We start from the raw sequence: 25,595 nt of genomic DNA on the forward strand, positions 1-25,595 counted from the left end.
CGTCACCTATACCTTATCCGTTCTCATTTTACCTAATAAACCAGCTGGTTTCACTAGAAGAACAATAATTAATACACTAAACACAATAGCATCAGCTAAATTAGTGGAAATATATGCTTTTGATAAGCTCTCAATAATGCCTAATAAAATACCTCCTAGCATAGCACCAGGCACACTACCTATTCCCCCAAGAACAGCTGCTACGAAAGCCTTAATTCCTGGAAGAGAACCTGTATAAGGGCCTACAAACCCATAAGAACTCACGTAAAGCACACCAGCTACTGCAGCTAGTGCGGAACCAATAGCAAAAGTAATAGAAATGGTACGATTAACATTAATCCCCATCAATTGAGCTGCTCCTTTATCTTCTGAAACAGCTAACATAGCTTTACCAATTTTCGTTTTATTTATAAATAAAGTAAGACCTATCATAATAATAAGTGTTACCCCTAAAGTAACAATAGATTCACCAGTTAATTCAATGCCTGCTATTTGTATAGGCTGAATAGTAATAACTGAATTTACTTTTCTTTGTTTAGATCCAAAAAGCAATAAAGCTACGCTTTGTAAGAAATAACTTACACCAATAGCAGTAATAAGCACTGTAAGGGGTGATGCTTTTCTAAGAGGTTTATAAGCAATTTTCTCAATAGTTACACCAAGTACTGAACAGACCACAACGCTAGCTATTACTGCTACAGTAGGTGGTAAATTAAGGCTTGTCATAATTAAAGACAATGTATAAGCACCGACCATAATAACGTCTCCATGTGCAAAGTTCAACATTTTCGCAATACCATAAACCATGGTATAACCAAGGGCAATAAGTGCATAAATACTTCCAAGATTAAGTCCATTAATAAGTTGTTCAATAAAGCCCATGTTTGTTCCTCCTTTTTAATTCGTTTATCTTCTCTCTTTCATAGCTAATCATCTCTAATACCTCCACAAGCAGCCAGATCCAATCTCTTAGATTGCCTCTGGGGGCATAAGAGGTGGCTAACTAAATAAAATGCTGCCCTAAATAGCTCTCCTACTAGTCTTAAGCAAGCTATTTAAGGGCAGCCTTAAACATAGATTAATATCTATTATTTAGCAACATATTGTCCATCTTGGATCATAGCAACCAAAGCTGATTTATTTGGTTCACCCTCAGCTGTGAAAGTCATATCGCCTGTAACACCTTTAACTTCAATTTTAGTCATAGCAGCAACTAGATTTTCATTTGTCACATCACTACCACAGGCTTCAATAGCAGCTTTGATAGCATATACTGCATCGTAACCATCTGCTGCAAATTGATCTGGTGTAGCATTATATGCTTTTTCGTAAGCAGCTACAAAAGATTTTACATTTTCTTTGTCAGCTGTAGCAACGAATGGTGTAAGGAAAATAGCTCCATTAATATTAGTTGTGTCACCACCTAATTGATCAATTACGCCATCCCAACCATCAGCACCAAAATATGGTAAGCTAACACCTACTGTTGTAGCTTGTTCTGAAATAGCAGCTACTTCTGCATAGTAGATTGGAAGGAAGATACAATCAGCATTAGTTCCTTTAATTTTTGTAAGTTGTGTTTTAAAGTCAATATCACCTGATGTAAATGATTCCTCAGCAGCAATATTTAAACCTACATTACCTGCTTCAGCTACAAATGCTTCTTTAATTCCCTTACTATAATCACTAGCTACATCATAAATAATAGCTACATTTTTATAACCATTGTCAGCTATGTATTTAGCCATTGTTTGTCCTTGAAGTGGGTCTGTAAAGCAAATTCTGAAACTATTTGGTTGTTTTGTACATTCTTGAGCTGAACCGCTTGGTGTGATCTGAAGAATGCCATCTTTTACAGATTCATCAGATACAGCAATTGAACATCCTGATGTAACTGCACCAACAAGTGCTGTAACGCCTTGGTCCATAATTTTGTTATATGCACTAACTGCTTTTTCTGCATCATTTACATCATCTTCAAATACAAGTTCTAATTTTTTTCCATTAACACCACCAGCTGCATTAATTTCATCAATAGCAACTTGTGATCCTTGCTTAACAGAAATACCATAAGAAGATGCATCTCCTGTTAGAGGTCCAATTCCTCCAATTTTATAAACATCACCAGATGTAGCTTTGTCACCACATCCTACTAAACTAGCAGCACACATAGTAGCAGCTAAAATGGCTAAACTTGCTTTAAAACTCTTTTTCATCGTCTTATCCCCCCTGGATTAAATTGACTTTTGACATATCTTTAACCAATATATTCATTACGTCAAAGTTAATGAAAATACAAAAAAATATTTTACATAAAAAATATACTATCATTTATAACATTTGTCAATTTATAATCTCGTACAGTTTATTCTGAATATTTAAAATAACGATGTTTTTGATTTACATTTTTTACAAATTGATTGTCCTTATTCCTTTTAATTACTGCATTATGCTTTGATTATTTTTTAATTTTTGCAATTTTAATGTGTTAATATATCTTTTCCTTTTTAAAGCTCTTAGTGACTTATGTCACTTTAATTCATTATAAGATTTTATTAATATTACAAAAAAAGAGCTTGCAACTTCTAATTTGCAGCTCCTTTTAATCTATCCTTCTTTTTTCTCTACACTTCTCTAAATTGCTTTCTATATACACTAAAAAAAATGATAAATACTAGTAACAAATTAATGCCTATTATTGCACCTTGTTCTAACGTGTACATCCTTAAACTCGGCTTACTTATTAAATAACTAATTTGTTGGCTATACGTAATTTTAGCTATTTTTTCAATACTTGTATTAAAACTCGATAGCATTGGTAATAGAGAAAGCACCAGTCCTAGTGGTACTGTTAAAGCAGTAGCCCCCATTTGATTTTTAGCTACTAGCCCTACTATAAAACCAATAAGCATAGAACAAATACTTCCTAACATCATGTTCATTATAAAGCTTACAAAACTACCACCACTCCACTTTCCCATTATGGCGAAACACAACGTTCCTAAATGGGTTCCTAAAAAAATAAAACTTCCCACACCTATTAAATAAGTTATTGGCTTTACATTAGCTAGCATTAATACTTTTAAAGTACTTTTCTCTTTTTCTTCTGCAACTACTGAAGCTGTAGCTACAATAGGTAAAAATACCATATGCATAGACGCAAATATTTTTATAAAGAAATTTTCTTCACCTACCTGTGGTGCTATAGCTGTTACCATGATAAACCCTAATAACGGATACACAATATATAAAACTAATACCTGAGTATCTTTAAGTGTATCTTTTATCTGCTTAATAAAAATGGCTCCTACTTTATTTAACTGAATCACTGAGCTAGCTCCTTTCCTGTTAATTTAATAAAAACCTTTTCTAAGTTCGGTTCAGAGGAATGAATAGTAGCAACTTGTTCTTCTTCAAAATATTTAGCAATCACCTTTCCACTTGAGGGAATATGCTCTAATTCCACCACTTCTCCATCCTTTTGTAAAATAACAATCTTATTTTCTAAACTATGTTTAAGACAAATCTCTCTTGGTGTACCATATTCTATGATGGTCCCCTCAAAAAGTAGAGCTACTTGATCGCAAAGCTTTGTTGCCTCCTCCATATTGTGAGTTGTCAAAAATACTGTTGCCCCTTCATCTCTTAGACTTAAGATGAGTTCGTGAATAGTTTTAGCCGTTGTAGGATCTAGCCCGCTAGTAGGTTCATCTAAAAAAAGAAGCTTAGGTTTATTTAAAATAGCCCTTGCTAATACAAGGCGTTGTAACATACCCTTTGAAAGTTTTTGTACAGAAATCTTCTTTGCATCTTTTAAAGCTACTTGTTCCAATACCTCATCAATTCTGACTTTAGGCAAATGATAGAGCCTAACAAACAATAAAAGATTATCATAAACACTTAACCTAGTATATAAACCACAATTATCTAGTACCATGCCCATTTGATTATACTCTCTATCAGTTAATTGCTCACTTGAGATTCCTAACACTTCCGACTTTCCTGTAGTAGCTTTTAACTGTCCTGTTATTATTTTTAATAAAGTTGTCTTCCCTGCTCCAGAAGGTCCTAATAAGCCCAAGATTTCGCCTTGACTTACTTGTATGTTAATATCTTTTAAAGCTATTTTTTCACCAAAACACTTTTGTATATGTTCTAGGCTAATGACCATTTCTTTCCACCTCCTGTTTTTTTTGATACGCTGTTAATAATCTTTCATATTCCTTTTCTCTGCTTTTAAAAATCACACTAAAAATAAACATACTGATTAATAAGCTGACTATATAAGACACAATGAACCCTATCCACGCTAAGCCACTATCTATCGGAAACCATCCCCACCAAGCTACTAAAATTGTTATTGCAATAAATATGGTACTCATAAATAAAATCATTCTTTTGGCATAGCTCATTTTTTTAATCCAACATTCTGTTAGAAATACATGTTGCATGCTCGTCATAATAAAAGAAAGAATTGCAACTTGAAATATCCCCCCATAACTTAATCCTCTTGCTCCCAAAATAGTAGAAGCCCATTGTGCTTTTTCTCCACCCCACGCCCCAGTAATAGCAATAATTAAAAGCGCAACCATAAAACACCTTGCCATCTGGTCAAAAAACTTTATTAAACCAACTCTCTCCTTCATTATATTTTACCTAACCTTTCCTTTATATGAATGGCGTATTGCCTAGAGACATATAATTTCTCTTCATTACTCATGGTGACCTCTAAACGTCCACCAAGATCTGGTTTAATACGCTTAATATGTGAGAAATTAATTATTATTGATTTGCCGGCTCTAAAAAAATTGCTAGTTTCTAGCAGCTCTTCTAATTCATAGAGCTTTAAATTACTTTCATAAATGTCCCCAGCTGTATATAAAAAAGTATGCTTATCCACAGTGTCAATGTATAATATCTGAATAACATCTAAAATATAGATTTGTTGGTCTTTTATACCTTTTAGCTTCTTATTAAATAGCTCTAGTAGATCTTGAATTCGTTTTACTTCTTCATTTGCTTCTTTACAACGTATAATAACCTCTATCTCATTTTGATCTATTTGTGTATCAATATGAATTTTCACAGTTTCTCCACCTAACCTTCCCCCTTATATCCAATATATTTAAAATTATATATTCTTTCAATTAATTATTTCTAAGTTGCTACTTATAATACCTAAGTGGTAAGTAGCTTATACAATTTAATAAGGCGGATACCGTTCTTACGATATCCACCTTATTAGTTGTATTCTTATTTATTTTTTAACTTATGACCGTTTCAGTCAACCTATTTCAACTACATAATCTAGCCTTACCGGTTGACTTTTTTTCATTCCGAATAATGTATTAAGAACGGGGCAGCGCTTTAATACTACATAGATAGCTATAGTAGCAATAAAACTTAAAATCATTATCACTAAACTTTGCACACTTCTATATGGCACGAGAGGTAATACATAATAACCAATAGTAATAATAACAGTCTGATGAATAAAATAAATCCCAAAGGAAGCTTTTGCTAAATAACTAAAAAAACACTAACGGTCTTTAATCACATAAGTATTAGCAATGCAATCATGTAACCCTTGCTTTTGCGCAGAAAGTCCAATCATTATAAAACCTATAAAGAAAAAGGCTAATGATAAAAGCTTGGAAAAACATCTTAAGATACCTTGAAGTAAAGTAATACTTTCTCCCTTTGCATTAACAACACGTATTTTCATCGCTCGCTTTCCAAGTGTAGCCCCTTTAGCAAATACTTCAAGACCAACAAAGTAGATGCTCATCATTAATGCTAGAACGTCTCTATTAAATATTTTCTCTATAGGTTCTCCAATTATCCCCCACAAAATAGCTAATACAATAAAATCAATCCCAAAAGCTATTGTTCTAGAGAAAAAGCCCGCAAAAATACCACGAACATACTTTAAGTCTTGTGATGCTTCCATTGCTTGGCTTTTTCTTAATTCTTCTTGCTCCCTTTGTAATCTGTAACGTTCAGCTACTTCCCTTTGTTTTCTCTGCCTTCTTGTTTCATATCCTACTGGTGGTATAGGATTAGCCCTGGTATTTTGTATATCATTTATTGCAGAATTTGGCCTAGAATGAACTGTATCGGCCGAGGTTGTTGCAGTCGCTGTGCCTCCTGTAGTAGTACTTGTGGGTCCATTAATCTTAATATTAATGCCACCTACATTCACTTCTATATTTGAACCTTGAGTTTGTCTAACCTCTGGTACTGGTATTGGATTTTCTATGGGTGCCCCACATCCTCCACATGTCACTTCCCCTGGTAAGCATGTTCTCCCACAATATTCACATTTCATTTCTAATCTCCCCTATAAGTATTAATCTGTTTATACTGCTTTATTCGTTATTAGATTATTTTACCATGTTTTAACTATTTTTTATATTATATTATGTATTTTATATCAATCAAATTATTCAATTAATATAATACGTATTTTATTAATTGATATTCCTAGTACACAAAGCTATCCACTTCTAGTCATTGGTACATAAAACAGGGTAAGGCCTTATGGAAATTATCTTTCATACTACCTTACCCTTATATTTATTTTAAATACTACTCCATCTTAGTAATTCTAAACTCTGCATAATTACTATGATATACCCAGGCTTTATTGATTAATCCCTATAATGTAAAGATAAGCATCTTCTTTCTTAGAGATGGCATATTCTTCAAGCACTGTACATTGACTTCTACTACTTACTTCTTTCAATACTAAACTCTTATCTCTTGTATACATAATTATTACAGCTTCATTCTTTAATACCCGCAATGCCTTATTAAAAAACTCATGATATAGCATTACCATTTCTTGCTCAGATTTTCTGCCTCCACGAGTTGGCATATTGGTAAAGATTTCATCAAATAAATAGTTATGTGTAAAGTCAAAGAAATCACGATTTATAAAGTTAATAACGGCCTCTGCTCTTTTGGCATTAATAATTGCCTTATCTATGGCTTCTCCAAATAAATCAATACCATACATTGGATTTGCTGGAACTAACTTATGACGTTCTATCAGCATTGTGCCTACTCCACAGAATGGGTCTAATACCTGTGCCCCTTCTTTTAAATATGGCTCAGAAATTTTAGCTACAAGGGCTGCCGTTACTGGCTGAATACTAGCTGCTACTGCATGCTTTCTATATTCAAAACGTTCATCTTTAATGGTATAAAGCTTAAGAAGTACATTAAACTGCCCTTCTTTATTTTCAACTAACCTAATTTCCACTTCATAATTTGAGGTAGAATTAATTAATGCTCTATCTGATGCTTTTTCTAACTCGAAAGCCAATTTTTTGGCAAAAGCACTTTTCTTATCTAGAGGCATTTTAGTTTTTATCTCTAATCTAAAATAATAAGGCAATTCTCCTGTATGTCTTTTAGTTAAAAATGCTAATAAACCACCTTTATATATAGCCATTGCCGCTTCTGTTGGGTCATTTACAACAGTGGCTACATCTTTTAATCGAAAAAGTAATTCTGAATAAGTTCGAATACTTAATATTTCTTTTAGATCTTTTGTTCGTACTAATACCCCTGCATTAAAAATCCTTTTGTTGCCTTGGTGAATTTGTTCTAAAGTAATATCTTGGTGATCTCTATTAGTGAGTAAAACCAAATCCGATAATTCATCATATCCCATGAAAGTATGCCCTTCAGGTCTTTCTATATCTAAAATCATATTAGTAAGTATCTTCATTTCTTCATGAATATGCTTCATACTTGTTTCTTCAAAGTTACTAGTTGTTAAAAAGCTTAAACGTTCCTTCAATTCTTCAAGCAAATGACGATAATCTAAATGACTTAGTGCCACTAGATAGTCTCCTTTAACAAAAAGCTTATCTTCCTTTATATAGGCTTCAAAAAGCTTATCAACAAATTCAGGTACTGCTAATTCTCCCATAATTAAGGCTGTATTTTTACGCACTTTAGCGTCTTCATCTTCTAACAACTTGTATAAAAGTGTATAACTACCTGCTAAATAATAAATAAAAGCCATACGATTACTTTCTTCTTTTAATAGCTTTTTAAGTTCTATAAGATTTTTTCTAACCTCGTGTCCACCTTGTATATTTTCATAAATTGCTCTAAGCATATTTTCTCCTTATGACTCATGTGTTATAGTTGCTCAATTTACACTATCACCTTTTAACTCTTTTCGCAACTCCTACCTTTAGATAAACGCCTTTTATTACCTACCCAAACAGTATCTTAAATATATTATTTGCATTAATGTTATTTTCAAAGCATTATTCCTACTTGTAAAATTGAATTACATACATTGCTCCCTCTAGCTTACGTCAAAACAAGCTGTTTCTACTATGGAGTATTTTAATTACTAATATTTTATAAAATATTTAAGGAAGTACATGCTATTAGAACTACCCACTATATTACATTCACCTAAATATATTAAAAAACGCAAGCCCTAGTTCTAGGAGCTTGCGTTTTTATTTAACTAAGAGGATTTGTTAATGGTTTGGAATGGTTTTGTTTATCTACTACTACATTCTTTCGTGGAAGGTACGGCTGATAACATCTAATTGTTGTTCTTTTGTAAGCTTAATAAAGTTTACAGCATATCCTGATACACGAATTGTAAGTTGTGGGTATTTTTCTGGGTGATCCATTGCATCAAGTAATACTTCTTTATTAAGAACGTTTACATTGATGTGTTGTCCTGTTTGGCCAAAGTAGCCATCAAGAATACCTACCATGTTTGTAATACGATCTGTTTCGTTATTACCAAGTGTTGATGGTACTAATGAGAATGTATATGAAATACCATCATTAGCATGTTCGAATGGTAATTTAGCAACTGAAGCACATGCTGCAAGAACACCTTTTGTTTCTCTACCATTCATTGGGTTTGCACCTGGTGAGAATGGTACACCAGCTTGACGTCCGTCTGGTGTTGCTCCTGTTTTCTTACCATATACAACGTTTGATGTAATTGTAAGAACAGATTGTGTGTATACAGAGTTTCTATATGGTGTGTGTTTTCTGATTTCTTGCATAAAGTCCTCTACTAATGATACAGCAATTGAGTCTACCTTATCATCGTTGTTTCCGTATGCTGGGTATTCTCCTTGGATTTCGAAGTCAATTGCAATACCTTCTTCATTTCTAATAGGTTTAACTTTAGCATATTTAATAGCTGATAATGAGTCTGTTGCTACTGCAAGACCTGCAATACCACATGCCATTGTTCTTAAGATATCTGTATCATGAAGTGCCATTTCAATTCTTTCATAAGCATACTTATCATGCATGAAGTGAATAATGTTAAGAGCATCTGTATAAACCTTAGCAACCCATGCTTTAGTGATTTGGTAGTTTTTCATTACTTTATCGTAGTCAAGATATTCATCACCAGTCATTGGTTCAATACCTGGTACTACTTTGATACCAGTTTTTTCATCTACCCCACCATTGATTGCATAAAGTACAGCTTTAGCAAGGTTAGCACGAGCACCAAAGAATTGCATTTGTTTACCGATTCTCATTGGAGATACACAACAAGCAATACCGTAGTCATCACCAAATTGTGGTCTCATAAGGTCATCACTTTCATATTGAATAGCTGATGTATCAATAGATACTTTTGCACAGAAGTTTTTGTAACCTTGTGGGAAATGTTCACTCCAAAGTACTGTTAAGTTTGGTTCTGGAGCTGGTCCAATGTTGTAAAGTGTGTGAAGGTAACGGAAACTATTTTTAGTTACAAGTGAAGCACTCATATCTTCTAACATACCACCAAGTGATTCTGTTACCCATGTTGGGTCTCCTGAGAATAATTCGTTGTATTCTGGAGTTCTAAGGAATCTGATGATACGAAGTTTCATGATAAATTGGTCAATGATTTCTTGAACTTCTTGTTCTGTAAGTTTACCTTCTTGTAAATCTCTTTCTGCATAAATATCAAGAAATGTAGATGTACGTCCGATTGACATAGCTGCACCATCTTGTTCTTTAGTTGCTGCAAGGTATGCAAGATATAACCACTGTGTTGCTTCTTGGAAATTCTCAGCTGGTCTAGCTAAATCAAAACCATACATTTGACCTAATTCTTTAAGTTCATTTAAGGCTTTGATTTGTTCTGCTAATTCTTCACAGTCTCTCATTGTCTCTGCTGTAAATACTTTAGAACGTTCTTCTTTATCTTTCATTTTGAATTCGATTAATTTATCGATTCCGTAAAGAGCAACTCTTCTGTAGTCACCAATAATACGTCCACGACCGTAAGCATCTGGAAGACCTGTTACAACGCCTACTTTACGTGCTGTACGAATATCTTTGTTATATACATCGAATACACCTTGGTTATGTGTTTTTCTGTATTTTGTAAAGATTTCTTTCATTTCTGGATCTACTTCATAATCGTATGCTTTTAAAGCATTTTCTACAACTCTCATCCCACCAAATGGATGACAGCTTCTTACAAGTGGTGCATCTGTTTGAAGACCAACGATTTTTTCTTTATCTTTATCAATATAACCTGCTGCGTGAGAAGTGATTGTTGCTACTGTTTTAGTATCTGCAAAACAACCTCTTTCTCTTTCTTTTACCATAAGTTCGCTAAGTTCACTCCAAAGATCTAATGTGTCTTGTGTAGGACCAGCTAAGAAACTATCGTCACCTGTATATTCTGTATAGTTGTTAACGATGAAATCTCTTACATTAATTTCGTTTTCCCATTTGCCTGATTTAAAGTTTCTCCAATGTGTCATATGCGCTGTAAAAGTAGATGCTTTGTGCTCTACCCTTACTACACCCCCTTTGATTAGTGAATTTTGACTTTGTATACTGTATACACTTCTAACTTGAATTCATTATACTATATGAATTTCGTTTTGTAAATAATAATTATTATTTTACAGTAAATATTTTTTAATAATTTAAGTTTTCTATTAGAGTCTAAACTTATTTGTATTTAAACAAAAAAAATGTTACCCCTTTGGGTAACATCTCACTTACTATATCCATCTATCATTTTAAGCATTTATTAATTGCTTCTACTATTCTATCGGCTTGAAAAGGCTTAACAATAAAGTCTCTGGCTCCTGCTTGAATAGACTCTAGTACCATTGCTTGTTGTCCCATAGCTGAGCACATAATAATTTTGGCATTTGGATCTTCAGCTTTAATTTGCTTTACAGCACCAATCCCATCTAATTCAGGCATTGTAATATCCATTAATACTAAGTCCGGGGATACTTCTTTATAACGTTCAATTGCTCTTAGACCATTTTCTGCTTCACCAGCTACTTCAAACCCATTCTTTGTTAAGATATCTTTTAACATCATTCTCATGAATGCTGCATCATCTACCACCAATATTCTTCCTGCCATTTGTTTCACCTCATATATCTAGTCTTTAATCTTTCTTCTTATTTCGTAATAATAAGTCGATTTCTTTAGTTTTATACTTTACTTTAAGATTATACCATAATTTCCTATATCACGGAATAATATTCTTACTTATCTCTTCACCTATTATTTTTAACCCTTTAGAAATCTCTTCTTTCTTCAGCCTTGCAAATCCTATACGAAGACTAGAAGTTACTTTCATACTAGGTTCAAAAATATCACCTGGCATAAATAGTACTCCTCTCCTATAGCACTGCTTTAGTAGTTCCCTCGTATCTATCTTATGATTTAACTCAATAAAAATATGAAGTCCTCCCTCTCCCCAAAGCTTCTCATAAGGTATATATTCTTTGATTTGCTCTACTGTATATAAATATTTTTCTCGATAATATTTTTTTGCTTTTTTTACATAGCGTTCAAAGGCACCACTTTTCATATATTGCACAAAAACAGCTTGATCTACGAAGGAAGTATGAATCGTTTTTGCCCTCTTTACACTTTCCAAAGTATCAATGCAGGCTGAGTCTGCCATAATCCAACCCAACCTTAATCCAGGAAATAGTATTTTAGAAAGACTTCCTATATAAATAATATGATTACTTTCACCGGTCAGTGCCATAAGTGGCATAATATGCGAACTAGAATATAAAAGTTCTTCGTTAAACCCATCTTCTATACAAGGCGTATGATAGTCACTTAATATACCATAAACAATTCGCCTTCTTTCTCCGCTCATTACAATTCCTGTGGGATTTTGATAGGAAGGTGTTAGATATACCCACTTAGGCTTATATTTAAGTATAGCATTCTCTAAAGCCTCTGGTAATATGCCTTGTTCATCCATAGGTACCCCTACTACCTGCAAACCATAAGCCTTCATCATTTTTAACGTTGTATGATGAGTTGGACTTTCACATAAAATAACATCTCCTGCCTGAGTGTACGTACTTAAAATAAGATCTAGCCCTTCCGTAAAGCCATTGGTTATTAAAATATCTTTTTTGTTCCCGTCTACACCTTTACCTACCATATAGTTCATTAAATACTCTATTAAATCTCTATAACCTTTTGCGTAGCCATAATTAAGTAGTTTTTCTCCCTCTAGAGCCATAACATCTAAGAACGCTCTTTTAAACTCTTCTACATCGAATAAATTTCCTTCTGGTGCAATACTTTTAAAAGAAATCATTCCTTTTTCATAGCGGGGTTCTGTTTTAATAATATCCATTTGTTCACATGTTTGACCATAGCTATTAATCCGCTGTTTCCACTTTATGTTCACTTCTTGCCAATCATTTTTAGCTTCTTCTTTTACAAAAGAGCCTTTTCCCTTAATACTATAAATGATGCCTCTGCTCTCTAAGTTTTCATAAGCTGTTAAAACTGTATTTCTACTAATCCCCAGTACACTACTAGCTTCTCTGGTAGAGGGTAATTTACTATCCTTAATTAATGCTCCTGCTTTTACCGCTTTTTCTATATGTTTTTCTATTTGCTCATAAATAGGGGTATCTTGATTAAGTATTAGTGTAGAAAAAATCAAATTTACTCCTCCTTGCTGTTTAAGTTACTAAACGTATCCAATATATTCACTTTATCATACATCCTTTTCATACTCAACATTGCCTATAGAGGTAGATAGTAAAACATCCTCTTATCTTTAATACTTCAAATAAGAGGATGTTTTTATTATTTTATTTTTATAGTCGTTCTTTGTTCACAGCTTTTGCAAATATAAGTCGCTTCTGTTTCTTTTAGCTCATGAATTTCCATGAACTCCCCACAGTGAGGACAAGTTTTGTAGCGTTTGAGGCTATAAGGTAATGTGCTAGATTTTTCTTTCGTAAGTTGCTTTTGTACTTTATCTACTGGATCAAATTCACCCATACGTTCTTTAACATCTTGCTTAGTAGTCTTGTGTGACACTTTTTCAAATTCATCCATACGAGATTCTACATTCATTCCTTATCCTCCTTTTACGTCTATTTTATATCATTTTATTGTAAGAAAGCTGATCCTATTGATTGAATATTATTTTGTATACTTTGAGCTATAGCCATTAATTCTGCTGTAGTAAGTTCCAAAACATATTTTACTTCTTCTTTACTTTCAAACTTAACATCTTTTGCTTTAATAGCCTTTGCACCATATTCTACTGCAAGATTAACTTGCATTTCATTACTGTAATCATCACTTACTTTACAAGTTAATTCATCTATAGTAGTAGATATTTCTTTTGCACTTACTACTTTGGTTCCTTTTCCTGCTATAGTAGCTGACCCTGTGTAAGGAAGTGTTGCTTCGAAGTTAACTTCAAAGTTATTATCCTTAGCTTTTGAATCATAAGACGTATTATAGCTAATAAAACCTGTTTCTCCATCAGATGTAATGCTTACTTTGAAAGCTTGTTCGAATACACTACCTTTTTCACCCAAATTATTATTAAATGCCACTTCTACTTGAGCCTCATCATTTACTCCAAACGAAAAGCCAATCTCATTAAGTAAATTTTCTTTATCACCCAAATTAAATTCAACACTTATCATCTCTTCATCATATGCATTATCAATAATAGTGCACACTCCTGATCGAATAAAATAATCATCTACATGAAGTTCAAATTTTACATCTACATCACCATATGTACTGCCTTGTGCTATTTGTTCTAATAATTCTTCTTGAGTAACACCTGAGTATTTTGCTACTAAATTAAATAGGCGGTCAGCAAAATCTAGTTCCATGATAATAGCCATTTGTTCTTTATTAAAATTGGCCATTTGCTCACCAGTTACAGTAACCTCATAAACATCGTAGCCTTCTACTTTTTCATTAAGCTTTTCTATATCCAAGCCTTTAATGGTATCTTCATATAATTTATTAACCTTGTCAATATACTCTTTATTATCTGCCATGCCTAAAATGCCATTAAAATAGTCACCTATGGCAGTAAACATTTCTTTAACTTCTTCTATTTGTGCTTCATCAATACTTTCTCCGCCCCCTAGTGCATACATCGGTGAGTTTTGTAAGTCTTCAAATAAAGTATCTAATTTAATAGCATATGGATTTCCTAGTACTTTAGGAATATCAATTCCTAATTCTTGGTCAGCTTTATAAAGCGTCGCACCAACCAATTCTAAATCACCTTGCTTTGCTTTTAAATCAGCATTCCAGTACTTCCCGTCTTTAGTATAAGCTAAATCACCTTGAACAGCTAAATCTTTTACAACGGCATTAATAATGCTCTCATTTTCCATGCCGCTTACACCTTTAATTTTTACATTAAAGTTCATATCAGCCGCTTCTGATTTTAAAATATCAGCTAAAACCTTGCCACCATTTCTTTCTTCAAGTAATGTCATCTCACTAGCTAACTTGTCTTGTGTATTAAGAAGCGCTGTATGTACTATTTCTTGTGGTGTGCCCTTTAACGTTCTCAATTTAACTTTAGAACCATTATTTCCTAAACCACCCATAGCTAATAAACCTACTGTTATTGCTAATACTCCCACAATACATGCAATGAGTACTATAATCTTCTTATTACCCTTTTCACTATTTTTTGTGCTCATTACTTCATTTTGATTATTTTCTTCCAACTTCGTTCCCCCTTAAATCATTATATGTATATCACATACCTTTACATTATATCGGAATAGATAGAATATTTCCACCCTTGATCACGTATTATTATAAGTATTTTATCATATTTATTAATTGTCTTCTTAATTAATACCTTTAAAAGAATCTCATGTTCAACAAACAAGTAAGTTGACCTCTTTTTAATAAAAAGCCGAAAAATAAATTGTCACGAATCGAAAAAAAATTACACTAATGAAATAGAAACATGTTTCGGAAAGAAGGTGATGTATTGCAAAATGATGATATGAATAAACTCTACGAAAGGCATAGCAAAATGGTTTACCTCTTCCTTTTTCGAATGGCAGGAAGCCATGAACTCGCAGAAGAATTAACGCAAGAAACCTTTTACCAAGCATTTTTATCCTATGCCCATTTTCGTGGAGAATGTAAAGCATCTACTTGGCTATGTCAAATTGCTAGGCATGTGTGGCTACAGTACTTGCGTAAAAAAAAGGATTTATACTCCATAGAAGAGATCGCAATACCTTTGACCAATATAAACTTATTTGATCCATTAAAGACTTATATTCTAAAAGAGGAAAAAAACACTTTTTATCACATGCTGCAAAAATTACCAAACGACATGAAAGAGGTTGTCATCCTCCGAATTACATCCGAACTAAGTTTTGCAGAGATTGGGGAATTACTAGGAAAAAGTGAAACATGGGCTAGAACTAATTTCTTTAGAGCCAAGCGAAAGCTACAAGAATACATCAAAGAAATGGAAAGGAGCTAAAAGTCATGAAATTAAATTGTTATATTGTTGAGGATTTAATGCCTTCCTATATTGAAAATCTAACTAATGAAAATACCTCTAAGGATATTCAAGAACATTTTATTGAATGTGAAAGGTGCAAAAAACTTTATTCAGATATGAAACAGGAGATCCTCCTACCCGAAAACCTGCAGATGGATAATGAAGAGAAGAATAAAAGTGATTTGAGATATCTGGGTAAGATTAGAAAAAATTGCGATCGAAAATCAGTCATTAGCCTCATTGTATTCGTATGTATTACTGCATTATTACTTATGATTGCGTGGAATAACATCGGAAATATTCATACAAGCGTAAAGTTATCTTATGTGGTGCTTCCATTAGTTATTTTAACCGGTGGTTTTTTATGCTATAGAAGGTTTGAAAAAAGCAGACAAAGAAACTGGGATTTATGGCTCGGTCAGATACTAGTATTAACCACGGCAATAATAGTCATTTTAATTATGTACCTTTCTTATTCATGGGTAAATAACCATACTTACCCTTTTGGGTTACAGGCGTATGAAATAGGACCATTTGTAGCTAGATTTTTATATATTGGTATAGGCATTGGAGCTGTAGTCTTTTTCTATGGAGCTCTCCAAATTTTAAAAAAATCTTTTGCTTACTATTTTTTGTGTTCTCATTCGATTAGCCTTATATGTATGTCTATAGGATTTTATCGAATTTTAAAAACCCTGTCTAGTATAGAAGGATACACGTTATTGTGCTTACAGACAGGTATTGTTTACTGGATTGGCTTTGTCATAACCATTATCCTTTGGTGCATTTTAAAAAATAAAAGGTTATAAAATTACTCCAACAATAAAAATGCTGAACGGCCACATCAATGTACCATTTGTGGCTGTCCAGCATTTTCTTACTTAAATTAATCCATATTTCTTAAAGCTTTTATATAAACCATCCTCATCAGGAGAATCTGTGATATCATCCGCCACCTTCTTTAGAGCCTCTGCACCATTTGACATTGCCACACCACAAGCTACATATTGTAGCATCTCTATATCATTATAACTATCCCCATAAGCATAAGTATCCTTCTGCTCAATACCTAGCGCTTTGAGTACAATCTCTATTCCTGTTGCTTTATGCACTTCTTTTAGCATAAGTTCACCGCATAGTTCTCCTTCTCGTCCATAAGACCCTGGAATAGCTACGAAGTTCTCTTTAAACTCTTCTTGCACTTCTTTTAAAGACAATTGAGCTCCCATAAAAGTGACTTTATTAATATCTTCTCTTATGATATCTCCCTCATCTTGCATATGTGCAATAAAAGAAAGCATATTTCTTTCAAGATCTTCTTTAGCATCTGGATAACGGGCGATATTAGCATTCATCATCGCCATCAAATAGGCTTTTCCACCTTTACTGGAATAAACCTGACTAGTGGCCTCTAAATAAAATTCAATATGGTTGGCCTCAAAAAAGTTCACAATATGTGTGACTTCTTCCTTAGGAATATAAACTTCATGAATAGCTTTTCCTTCTAATTCTACATAACCACCTGCTGCTCCTATAATGCCATCTAGATTCATTTTAAAAATTTCTTCAGGTATCTCAGCTCTAGAGCGTCCTGTACACACAAAAATAACATGTCCGTTTTTTCTTGCTGCTGCAATAGCTTCTCTAGCTGAGTCTGGTATTTTCCCATGATGATTAACAAGTGTTCCATCTATATCTAAAAAAATGGCTTTTTTATTCATGATGCACCTTCCCTTCTCTCTATAAGCCTATTATAGCTTATCCCTTCTCTTCTGCCTACTCCACTTTTCTTTTCTTACATCTAAGTGTTCCTTAAAAGCTTATGGCCCAGCCTTATAGCAAATTCTGTATTAACATTAATAATGGTTGCTACTTTAGGGTCTTTGTAACTTTCATTTTTCATAGAAAGCTTTTGGCATAAAACTGCAGAATGAATAATCGTATCTCTTATATAATGCTTGTTTTCTTTTCCTTCTAAACTAGCAATACCTTGCTGTTCTAGTACAGCATTAAGCTTGTCAATTTCCTTGATTAACTCCTTAATACCATCCTCTATTTTATAAGGCACCAGCCTAGCACTTAACTCTGCTACAGTGGCACCTATTATCACATAAATGATTCGGTAAAAAACTAGGACATTAACCCCACTACTAAATGCCGATAAACTCATGGAGACAATAGTTAAAAAGAATGAGATGCGATAATAGTCATTAAAAGCATAGATCAAATAATAGCCACCTATTAAAAGTACTAAATTAATCCACCAGGTTCCTATGACATTAATGACTATGCCTACAATAATAGCTGCTAATACATTACTTTTTATCCTATCCTTCTTCTTCCTAATAGTATCCTCATAGTAAGGTGCTGTAATAGAAATAATGGGAATAACCACCCAAATGATTTTATAAAAGCCTAATAAATCTGCTAAAGATAGACTTACAGATAAAATAAAAGACATACGCATAGCAAAATTAAAGCTTATACTCTTAGGGTTGCAAATGGTTTTTATACTCATTTGTACATGCTCTAGATTAGACCTCTGCCAATTATAATAAAGTTTATCTCTTGTCTTATAATCTAAAATATTTAGCTCAACGAAATTGCTATAAATCCCATAAATCATATCTACTATTTCTTCTTCAAATCCATTAGCTACGCTATGTTCTTCTAAAAAGCGCCATAAAATTCTAATCACTTTTGTTCGTGTTATTTGTCTTTTAAAATAGCTATCAATAACTTCTGTAATACCTATAAGTTCCTGCAATGCCTTTTTGTCAAAGCACCCTCTTTGATACTCACATGATAGCTGCACTAAGAGAACATTAAAATAGCTAATATTCATATAGAATTGAAACTGTATCTTTCCTACATAAGTGGTTAAATATCGCCTATAGCCTGTTAAATAAATGCTATGTGCTACTTCATTCATATACTTATTGCAAGTAGAACTAAGTGCTTCATCATAATGTCCTTCTAGAATACACTTTAGTTGTTCATTAATTACTTCCCAAGCCTTACCGATATTGGGATCTAAAAGTGCCTTATTCTTGTTCTGTTTAATTAAAGTAGTTCCCAACATAACTACTAAGACAAATACGACTAATAATAACCTACTAGGTAATGCACTAAGTTCTATAGTATTATACTGTGAAAACACATAAAGCATGATAAAGGTTTTATATGCCATTTGATCATAGGGTGAAACAAAATAATAAGTAATAACAAACAAAGTAGCCATATTAATAGGTATTCCCCACCACCTATTTCTGGATGCTAAAAAGGCTAAACAAACAATCAGGGTATCTATTAAAATCAGTTTTGCAATCTTCCTTACTGTTTGTACCCTTAAATTTTGCTTCTCAAAAGTATTTGCCCCCAATAAAATAACAAAAGCAATCATCATACTACTTTTTCCAAACAAAAATCCTGCTATAAAAGTTACTAAGACCATCACTGTTCCTTTTAAAAGCATATCTGGTACATCTATTTTACTTTTTGATAATAAAGAGTTCATCATTAGTTTCATTCCTACCCTTATATTCTTAAGGATAGTTTGGTTATTTTTTCATATCTTATTCTTATTACATCTATATCTCTGAGCTTTTTACCTTTTAAAGAATCCCCATAAAACAATTAATTTGGTCTGCTAAGTTTAGTTCCTTAGGTTTCCAGCTTCTCTTTACTTCTATTTGCAATACTGGCGATTCACTGATTTGCTTAATAAACTCATCTAACGCTTCATCATACCATGGAGGAGTCCAAGGTCCTGAACGACATATATGAATAGCTGCTACGTCTATTTTCCTTTTAAATAATTCCTCTAAACTAAGAAAGTGTACCTCATAAGCATCCATTATTTCCTTAAAATCTTCTTCATCTTCTTTCGTATAGGGACTGTAAATAATATTAGCCTTATTTATATACTTTTCCTTTAGTAACTTTCCTAACCAATTGGCACAGTTTATTTCAAACTCTAATGCTGCCAAACCACCATAGCCCAAATCACTGTGAGCATCTAAAGAATATACTTCTGTGCAATCCCACTCTTTAGCAATCTTATAGGCTTCTTCATGCCCCTCAGTTACGATAACAGGTATCGTCTTCTTTAGCTTCAAAGCTTTTTTAGCTTGCTTCCAAAACGTTCTATAAAAAGGTACCAAATTATAAAAGTTCTCCAAGTGTTCATTTCTTTGTAAGCAAATTAAATGACGCCTATACCACTCTTCTAATAAGTTAACTTGATTTTCTCTATAAGACATATAGTGCTGACTATGTACATTAATAAAATAATCCCAGTCTATAGTTAAAAGTACTTTATCCATTATTATGCTCCCTTCTCTTCTTTATTAATGGTTAAATGGCTCTCATCGTATATAGTGAGTATTTTATTCTTTGTAAACCTTGCTATTCTTTTTAGTATACACCATATTTCAAGTAAAGGCATGATTCTCTTCCTTAATAAGTCATTTGAAATGCCTACAATTATTCACTGAATAATCATTTCGTCTCAATACAAAAAAGGTGTAGCAAACTTAAAACTTGCTACACCTTTTCATGCTACTTATTCCTACCCAGTTATTAATATGCTCTTTCTAAAAGCTCCCTACTCATTTCCTTGAGCATGCTTTTATATTCATTATCTGGTAATTGACCTATTAATTTATAAGCTTTATCAGTATATTTTTTAGCTAAGTTTCTAGCACTCTCTATTCCGCCTAATTCATGAGTCAGCTTAAAAATAGCTGCAATATCTTCATCCTCATATATTTCTTTATCTAGAATAGTTAAAAGCTCCTTTGGCTGTTTCTCTAACACATAAATGAGAGGCAAGGTATACAACCCATCCTTAAGGTCATTGGCACTATCTTTGCCTAATGTATTCGTATCACTAACATAATCTAAGATATCATCAATAATTTGAAAAGCCATTCCTATATTATGTCCGATATTCCAAAATAGTCTACTCAGTTTTTTATCACAATTACTTTCTGCAGCTCCTATATAAAGGCTTAGTGAAAATAATTCTGCTGTTTTTCCTGAAACACGCTTTAAATAATTTTTAACTGATACATTTTTATCAAAACGTGAGTTAAGTTGTTCTACTTCTCCTAAGCAAATTCTAGACATAGCCTTACTATCTATTTGAATGCTTTGCAGAGAAGCCGTGCTTGCTAAAAGCTTAAAGCAGATACAAAATAGATAATCACCAATATAAACTGCATAGTCCTTCCCATATTTTGATTGGACCGTCTCTTTTCCTCTACGAAGCTTTGCATCGTCAATCACATCATCATGTACAAGTGTCGCCATATGGAAAAACTCCATCACTGCGGCTAACACCCTTGTTCGCTCTTCTTCGTACTCACCAAACTTTGCTGCAATGATAGAAAAGCCTGGTCGAATCATTTTCCCATTTGAATGAATCATATCCTTAATAGAACTTTCAATTACCTTATCTTTGCAATAAGCATTTTCATCCATAAGGTCTATAACTACTTCTAGCTCTTTTTTGATTTCTGGATAACTATCCCAGAGTTTATGCATTAATGATTCCTCTTTTCTATTTCCATGATATCTCTAAATATAGTAAGTTTATTCATGTGCCCTATTACATAATTCGCTGCCATTCCCACAAAAATACCAGTTACAATTCCTGCCAAGGACAGGAATGGCAAATATAGCATAACGCCTATATTTCTCACAATAAATGCCGCTACTAAGAGCTGACCAATATTATGGAATACTGCACCTGCCGCACTTACTCCTATAATACTTACTTTTTCTTTTAATCCGTCCTTAATCACTACCATAATCAAAAAACTAAGTACTGCACCCATACTACCATACATTAGCCCCGATACACTTCCGCCAAAAATACTACTAAGAAAAAGTCTAGCAACTATCACTTTAATAACATCGCTTTTCTTTGGTAAGGTATAAAGTGCTAATACAGTAATCAAATTGGCTAAGCCTAATTTAGCACCCGGCGTCATAAAAGGAACAGGAATATTTCTTTCAAACAAATGTAGCACTAATGCAAGAGCTACAAGGAGGGACATATAAATTAAATGTCTTGTTTTTTGCATATTTCTCCTCCTAATAAATTCTGCCATCTACTTCATTATTATGGTCAGTACCCTTTATTTCTATATAAACTTGGTGTGGTAAACAAACAATCACATCACCAACTTGGTTTTTTGCCCCAAACTCCTCACAAAGATGATCTGGACAATCTGCTTCTTCTACTCTGATGCTTTCATTCTCTACCACTAACACATTTGTTCCTATTGACGATTTAATCGTATATTCCTTAGACGTAACTTGTCCCGTTAAAGGAATATCCATATAAGGCTTACCTTCTACCGTAATATAAGCATAGGTACCATTAAAGTCTCCTAACAAAAACACTTTAAATAACAGATACGGTAAGAAGGAAATGAGCAATAACACTCCAATAATTATTTTATCCCATTTTTTCATGGCGTTACCCTCTTTTTACCAACAACTTTTACATACAAATTTCGCCTTACACAAAGGTAAGGCGAAATAAAATCATTTATATTAAGCAGTTTTTTCTTCTTTATAAATATGCTTGTTCTTACCAATCCACCAATTGCCTACTAGCTTAGTAATCCATGGCATTACATAGTAATCAAGACCAAATGTTCTACCAGCACCACTCATTAAAGCAATTCCACCAAAAGTATACCATAAAATATCCCATCCAGCCATAGCTGAAAGTATAAAGTTCATAGTCATGAATACTGATGCTGCTGAAGCAAGCCATGTGAATAAACCAGCAATAAGCGCAAGTCCAATCCCAATTTCTAAAATAACAACCATGATTTGGAAAATATTAGCCATAGTTTCATTTGGAATCATGATTTTCATAATAGATTCATAGAATTTAGGCATACTACTTAAAATAGGTGTTGCATATTCTACTGCACCTTCTGCTGCTGATGAAGCACCTGTTAAACCATCTTGAAGCCATGAAAATGGCATATTGATATTACCAGCTTTTACCCAGCTGTCTGCACCAATTGTAAATAGCCACTCACCTTTATGGAATAAGGCATCTACTGCAGTTTCCCATGTACCTTCACCACAGAGTTTAGCAAGACCTTCTAATAACCATACACAGCCCACATAAAGTCTAAGTGGAATGAGCCATAAACGATTACCTTTAGAAGCTAAGTGTCCTCTAAGAATCGTTCTATTTTCTTTCATATCAAAGAATTCATGTTGTAAATAGTGATATACAGCCGGAATATTAAGTATTCCAAATAAGTAAATCATATTTACAATATGTTTTGCTGCCATAGCAAAGAAACCGGAAAGTTTAATACCCATTAAATTTGCTACACAGTATTTACCACCTATTGATACCATGAAACCATGATAACTAGATTTGAATTTTACTTTTTCTTTGTTTTCAATAGAAGCAATAATATTTTTCACTGCTGTTGTCGCTGTTTGCTCTGCCGCTTCTACAATTTGAGGATTTCCTTTACCTGGCTCCTCTTCTACGTATGCACAGTCACCGATTAGATATACATTTTCATGATGAGTTGATTGCATGTACTCATTAGCTTGAAGACGGTTAGCTCTAGTGGTTTCTAATCCATAGGCTAAGCATGCAGTGTTATTTTGGATACCACAAGTCCAAATAAGTGTTTGTGTTTTAATCACTTCACCTGATTTTAATGTAATAGCATCTGGTGTTACTTCTGTAATTGGACTATCTTTTAAAATACGTACACCATGTTTAGTCATATATTTTTCAGCTTTATCAGCTTGTTTTCTATCTAGCATGTTAAGAATAGTGCCTGCTGCTTCTACTACAAGAAGTGATACTTCGCTTTCATCTACTCTATACTCACGTGCAAGCGTTGATTTCCACTCCAGAAGTTCACCTGCCATCTCAATCCCTGTGAAGCCTGAACCTGCCACAGCGAAAGTAAGCATTTCTCTTCTTTTAGCTTCATCTCTTTCAAGTGAAGCTGCTTTAAATTTGTATTCAATATGTTCTCGGATTTTAAGGGCATCTTCAAGAGACCAAAGGCTAAATCCATACTCATCAACACCTGGTACACCAAAAGATGCTGGTTCATTACCCATTCCAATCATTAAGTAATCATATGCATACTCACCATATGTTGTTTTTACTTTTTGCGCAGCTATATCTACATTATCGATATAGTCTACTACTACTTTTACTTTCGTTCTGTGGAAGATTTGGCTAAGGTCTACCTTAACTGACTCTTCTGGCACACGGCCACCTGCTACCTCATGAAGTTCTGTCATGAGAGTATGATATGGATTTTTATCGATTAGTGTGATTTGTACATCGTTATTTTTCTTGTACTTTTTAGCAAGTTTTTTTGCGGCATGCACTCCAGCATAACCTGCCCCAAGTATAACGATATTCGTTACTTTACTCATCCTTCACCTCGTTTATAATGTGTCTCATTTTTGTAATTAATTATTTTAGTTTATTTTACATAATTACTATACCGAATTTTTGTTAAGAAGTCTACTATTAGTTTGCTATTTTTCTCAATAGATAGTTTTTCCAGTTTAGCCTTGGTAAGCGTATACCATTCTATTTATTTTGTAGTATAATAAAGGCTAGAAAGCTTATTTTAAGCTTTCATTTAGTCATTAAATGGAGGAAAAAATGTATAACTATTTAAAAAAATTTGGGCTGTCTCTTATATTATCTTCTTTAATAGGTGTTATTTATTTAACAGGCTGTAATCAAGCCACGCCTACTACAGTCGAGCCATTATCCCGTACAGAGTTTGTTTTAGGGACGGTTGCTAAAATCTCTCTTTATGACCATCAATCTGAAGAAATACTTGATTTAGCAGCTAATAGGCTCCATGAATTAGAAGATACCTTAAGTATCAATAAAACAGGCACTTTAATTGATGAAATTAATAACCAAGCTGGAATCGCACCTGTTCAAGTAGATGAAGATACTTTTAAGGTAATTGAAAGAGGTCTAGCTTATAGTGAACTTACTGATGGTGCATTTGATATTACTGTTGGGCCTATTGTTAAACTTTGGAACATTGGTTTCCCTGAGGCCAGGATTCCTAGTTCTGAGGAAATTAAGGCGGCCCTCCCTTTAGTTGGATTTGATAAAGCCACATTAAATGCTGCAGATTCAACTGTTTATTTAAAAGAAAAGGGAATGCAGTTAGATTTAGGCGGCATTGGTAAAGGCTATGCCGCTGATGAAATTGCTGACTTACTTCGCTCACAAGGTGTTCAGCATGCTTTAATAGACTTAGGTGGTAACCTTTATACCTTAGGTACTAAAGTAGATGGCTCTTTATGGAATATTGGTGTTCAAGATCCTTTTAATCCCAGAGGTAAAATTATTGGGCGCCTAACGACTGCTGATCACTCCATCGTTACATCAGGTATTTATGAACGTTACATCGAAGATGAAGCTGGTCATAAGTATCATCATATTCTAGACCCTAAAACAGGTTATCCTTATGAGAATGAAATTGCTGGTGTAACCATTATCAGTAAATCTTCTACAGATGGGGATGCACTTTCTACTTCTGTCTTTGCTCTTGGTATAGAAAAAGGTCTTGAATTTATTGAAAGCCAACCTGATGTTGAGGCTATTTTTATAACAACGGATTACAAAATCTATATCACAGAGGGATTAAAAGATATTTTCACCCTAACTAATGATGCTTTTACTTTAGCTAATTAGTATCTATCACTACTTCGTTTCTTAATCCGTTACCAAATCAAAAACTACCCT

23 protein-coding genes are annotated in these 25,595 nt (G+C 33.5%); 3 read left to right on the forward strand and 20 right to left on the reverse strand.

What is annotated here, in order from left to right; genetic code table 11:
• Positions 1-6: 6 nt before the first annotated feature.
• The 13 genes from QTL86_RS13125 to QTL86_RS13185 form a co-directional block, all read right to left on the reverse strand.
• Positions 7-882, reverse strand: coding sequence for a branched-chain amino acid ABC transporter permease (locus QTL86_RS13125; RefSeq protein ID WP_013655949.1), 876 nt, complete (start codon positions 880-882; stop codon positions 7-9).
• A 206-nt stretch (positions 883-1,088) separates the two neighbouring features.
• Positions 1,089-2,216: an ABC transporter substrate-binding protein gene (locus tag QTL86_RS13130; RefSeq protein ID WP_013655948.1), complete on the reverse strand. Its 1,128-nt coding sequence runs from the start codon at positions 2,214-2,216 to the stop codon at positions 1,089-1,091.
• 408 nt (positions 2,217-2,624) lie between these two features.
• Positions 2,625-3,329, reverse strand: coding sequence for an ABC transporter permease (locus QTL86_RS13135; protein ID WP_410495076.1), 705 nt, complete (start codon positions 3,327-3,329; stop codon positions 2,625-2,627).
• Positions 3,326-4,171 carry an ABC transporter ATP-binding protein gene (locus QTL86_RS13140; protein WP_127065841.1) on the reverse strand — a complete coding sequence of 282 codons (846 nt, stop codon included), beginning with the start codon at positions 4,169-4,171 and terminating at the stop codon, positions 3,326-3,328. Before QTL86_RS13140 ends, QTL86_RS13135 begins: the two co-directional genes overlap by 4 nt.
• Complete coding sequence (locus QTL86_RS13145; protein WP_013655946.1) at positions 4,161-4,646, reverse strand: hypothetical protein; 486 nt, start codon at positions 4,644-4,646, stop codon at positions 4,161-4,163. Before QTL86_RS13145 ends, QTL86_RS13140 begins: the two co-directional genes overlap by 11 nt.
• Positions 4,646-5,086 carry a LytTR family DNA-binding domain-containing protein gene (locus tag QTL86_RS13150; protein ID WP_410495077.1) on the reverse strand — a complete coding sequence of 147 codons (441 nt, stop codon included), beginning with the start codon at positions 5,084-5,086 and terminating at the stop codon, positions 4,646-4,648. The genes QTL86_RS13145 and QTL86_RS13150 overlap by 1 nt, the downstream gene beginning before the upstream one ends.
• Positions 5,087-5,539: 453 nt before the next feature.
• The gene (locus tag QTL86_RS13155; protein ID WP_410495078.1) at positions 5,540-6,328 is read right to left on the reverse strand and encodes an RDD family protein; all 789 of its coding nucleotides are present in this window, start codon (positions 6,326-6,328) and stop codon (positions 5,540-5,542) included.
• 315 nt (positions 6,329-6,643) lie between these two features.
• Positions 6,644-8,131, reverse strand: a complete 1,488-nt coding sequence (locus tag QTL86_RS13160; RefSeq protein ID WP_410495079.1) for a TRM11 family SAM-dependent methyltransferase — start codon at positions 8,129-8,131, stop codon at positions 6,644-6,646.
• 409 nt (positions 8,132-8,540) lie between these two features.
• The gene (gene pflB, locus QTL86_RS13165; RefSeq protein WP_410495080.1) at positions 8,541-10,766 is read right to left on the reverse strand and encodes a formate C-acetyltransferase; all 2,226 of its coding nucleotides are present in this window, start codon (positions 10,764-10,766) and stop codon (positions 8,541-8,543) included.
• Between the two features lie 259 nt (positions 10,767-11,025).
• Positions 11,026-11,388 (reverse strand): response regulator, encoded by a 363-nt coding sequence (locus QTL86_RS13170; RefSeq protein ID WP_013655940.1) that lies wholly within the window; start codon positions 11,386-11,388, stop codon positions 11,026-11,028.
• Between the two features lie 109 nt (positions 11,389-11,497).
• Entirely contained in the window at positions 11,498-12,949 is a 1,452-nt protein-coding gene (locus QTL86_RS13175; RefSeq protein ID WP_127065836.1) for a PLP-dependent aminotransferase family protein, read from the reverse strand.
• 146 nt (positions 12,950-13,095) lie between these two features.
• Positions 13,096-13,368, reverse strand: coding sequence for a hypothetical protein (locus QTL86_RS13180; protein WP_013655938.1), 273 nt, complete (start codon positions 13,366-13,368; stop codon positions 13,096-13,098).
• Between the two features lie 35 nt (positions 13,369-13,403).
• Positions 13,404-15,005 carry a hypothetical protein gene (locus tag QTL86_RS13185; RefSeq protein ID WP_127065835.1) on the reverse strand — a complete coding sequence of 534 codons (1,602 nt, stop codon included), beginning with the start codon at positions 15,003-15,005 and terminating at the stop codon, positions 13,404-13,406.
• 272 nt (positions 15,006-15,277) lie between these two features.
• On the opposite strand from QTL86_RS13185, the gene QTL86_RS13190 reads away from it, so the two are divergent.
• On the forward strand, positions 15,278-15,784 hold the full coding sequence (locus tag QTL86_RS13190; protein WP_190283533.1) for an RNA polymerase sigma factor: 507 nt from the start codon (positions 15,278-15,280) through the stop codon (positions 15,782-15,784).
• Positions 15,785-15,789: 5 nt separating this feature from the next.
• The gene (locus QTL86_RS13195) at positions 15,790-16,614 is read left to right on the forward strand and encodes a zf-HC2 domain-containing protein (protein ID WP_410495081.1); all 825 of its coding nucleotides are present in this window, start codon (positions 15,790-15,792) and stop codon (positions 16,612-16,614) included.
• Between the two features lie 72 nt (positions 16,615-16,686).
• Here the strand turns inward: QTL86_RS13195 and QTL86_RS13200 are convergent, their stop codons facing one another.
• From QTL86_RS13200 to QTL86_RS13230, 7 genes are all read right to left on the reverse strand, one after another.
• Entirely contained in the window at positions 16,687-17,526 is an 840-nt protein-coding gene (locus tag QTL86_RS13200; RefSeq protein WP_127065832.1) for an HAD family hydrolase, read from the reverse strand.
• Between the two features lie 80 nt (positions 17,527-17,606).
• Positions 17,607-19,334, reverse strand: a complete 1,728-nt coding sequence (locus QTL86_RS13205) for an FUSC family protein (RefSeq protein WP_410495082.1) — start codon at positions 19,332-19,334, stop codon at positions 17,607-17,609.
• A gap of 85 nt (positions 19,335-19,419) precedes the next feature.
• Positions 19,420-20,130: a hypothetical protein gene (locus tag QTL86_RS13210; RefSeq protein WP_410495083.1), complete on the reverse strand. Its 711-nt coding sequence runs from the start codon at positions 20,128-20,130 to the stop codon at positions 19,420-19,422.
• Between the two features lie 256 nt (positions 20,131-20,386).
• Positions 20,387-21,352: a polyprenyl synthetase family protein gene (locus QTL86_RS13215; protein ID WP_127065829.1), complete on the reverse strand. Its 966-nt coding sequence runs from the start codon at positions 21,350-21,352 to the stop codon at positions 20,387-20,389.
• Positions 21,352-21,894, reverse strand: coding sequence for a Gx transporter family protein (locus QTL86_RS13220; protein ID WP_410495084.1), 543 nt, complete (start codon positions 21,892-21,894; stop codon positions 21,352-21,354). The genes QTL86_RS13215 and QTL86_RS13220 overlap by 1 nt, the downstream gene beginning before the upstream one ends.
• A gap of 10 nt (positions 21,895-21,904) precedes the next feature.
• Complete coding sequence (locus QTL86_RS13225; protein WP_127065828.1) at positions 21,905-22,288, reverse strand: NusG domain II-containing protein; 384 nt, start codon at positions 22,286-22,288, stop codon at positions 21,905-21,907.
• Positions 22,289-22,369: 81 nt separating this feature from the next.
• Complete coding sequence (locus QTL86_RS13230; RefSeq protein WP_013655928.1) at positions 22,370-24,253, reverse strand: FAD-dependent oxidoreductase; 1,884 nt, start codon at positions 24,251-24,253, stop codon at positions 22,370-22,372.
• 235 nt (positions 24,254-24,488) lie between these two features.
• Between QTL86_RS13230 and QTL86_RS13235 the strand changes: the two genes are divergently transcribed.
• On the forward strand, positions 24,489-25,544 hold the full coding sequence (locus QTL86_RS13235; protein ID WP_127065827.1) for an FAD:protein FMN transferase: 1,056 nt from the start codon (positions 24,489-24,491) through the stop codon (positions 25,542-25,544).
• Positions 25,545-25,595: the final 51 nt, after the last annotated feature.

It is taken from the genome of Cellulosilyticum sp. ST5, from assembly GCF_046529625.1.
Lineage (GTDB): Bacteria > Bacillota > Clostridia > Lachnospirales > Cellulosilyticaceae > Cellulosilyticum > Cellulosilyticum lentocellum.

Bases quoted from the DNA above. Each gene is read 5' to 3' on its own strand.
- QTL86_RS13195 (WP_410495081.1), top strand. From the start codon at position 15,790: ATGAAATTAAATTGTTATATTGTTGAGGATTTAATGCCTTCCTATATT.
- QTL86_RS13170 (WP_013655940.1), bottom strand. From the start codon at position 11,388: ATGGCAGGAAGAATATTGGTGGTAGATGATGCAGCATTCATGAGAATG.
- QTL86_RS13225 (WP_127065828.1), bottom strand. From the start codon at position 22,288: ATGAAAAAATGGGATAAAATAATTATTGGAGTGTTATTGCTCATTTCC.
- QTL86_RS13155 (WP_410495078.1), bottom strand. From the start codon at position 6,328: ATGAAATGTGAATATTGTGGGAGAACATGCTTACCAGGGGAAGTGACA.
- QTL86_RS13205 (WP_410495082.1), bottom strand. From the start codon at position 19,334: ATGAAACTAATGATGAACTCTTTATTATCAAAAAGTAAAATAGATGTA.
- QTL86_RS13220 (WP_410495084.1), bottom strand. From the start codon at position 21,894: ATGCAAAAAACAAGACATTTAATTTATATGTCCCTCCTTGTAGCTCTT.
- QTL86_RS13140 (WP_127065841.1), bottom strand. From the start codon at position 4,171: ATGGTCATTAGCCTAGAACATATACAAAAGTGTTTTGGTGAAAAAATA.
- QTL86_RS13125 (WP_013655949.1), bottom strand. From the start codon at position 882: ATGGGCTTTATTGAACAACTTATTAATGGACTTAATCTTGGAAGTATT.
- QTL86_RS13235 (WP_127065827.1), top strand. From the start codon at position 24,489: ATGTATAACTATTTAAAAAAATTTGGGCTGTCTCTTATATTATCTTCT.
- pflB (WP_410495080.1), bottom strand. From the start codon at position 10,766: ATGACACATTGGAGAAACTTTAAATCAGGCAAATGGGAAAACGAAATT.
- QTL86_RS13160 (WP_410495079.1), bottom strand. From the start codon at position 8,131: ATGCTTAGAGCAATTTATGAAAATATACAAGGTGGACACGAGGTTAGA.
- QTL86_RS13215 (WP_127065829.1), bottom strand. From the start codon at position 21,352: ATGCATAAACTCTGGGATAGTTATCCAGAAATCAAAAAAGAGCTAGAA.
- QTL86_RS13230 (WP_013655928.1), bottom strand. From the start codon at position 24,253: ATGAGTAAAGTAACGAATATCGTTATACTTGGGGCAGGTTATGCTGGA.
- QTL86_RS13210 (WP_410495083.1), bottom strand. From the start codon at position 20,130: ATGGATAAAGTACTTTTAACTATAGACTGGGATTATTTTATTAATGTA.
- QTL86_RS13130 (WP_013655948.1), bottom strand. From the start codon at position 2,216: ATGAAAAAGAGTTTTAAAGCAAGTTTAGCCATTTTAGCTGCTACTATG.
- QTL86_RS13180 (WP_013655938.1), bottom strand. From the start codon at position 13,368: ATGAATGTAGAATCTCGTATGGATGAATTTGAAAAAGTGTCACACAAG.
- QTL86_RS13200 (WP_127065832.1), bottom strand. From the start codon at position 17,526: ATGAATAAAAAAGCCATTTTTTTAGATATAGATGGAACACTTGTTAAT.
- QTL86_RS13145 (WP_013655946.1), bottom strand. From the start codon at position 4,646: ATGAAGGAGAGAGTTGGTTTAATAAAGTTTTTTGACCAGATGGCAAGG.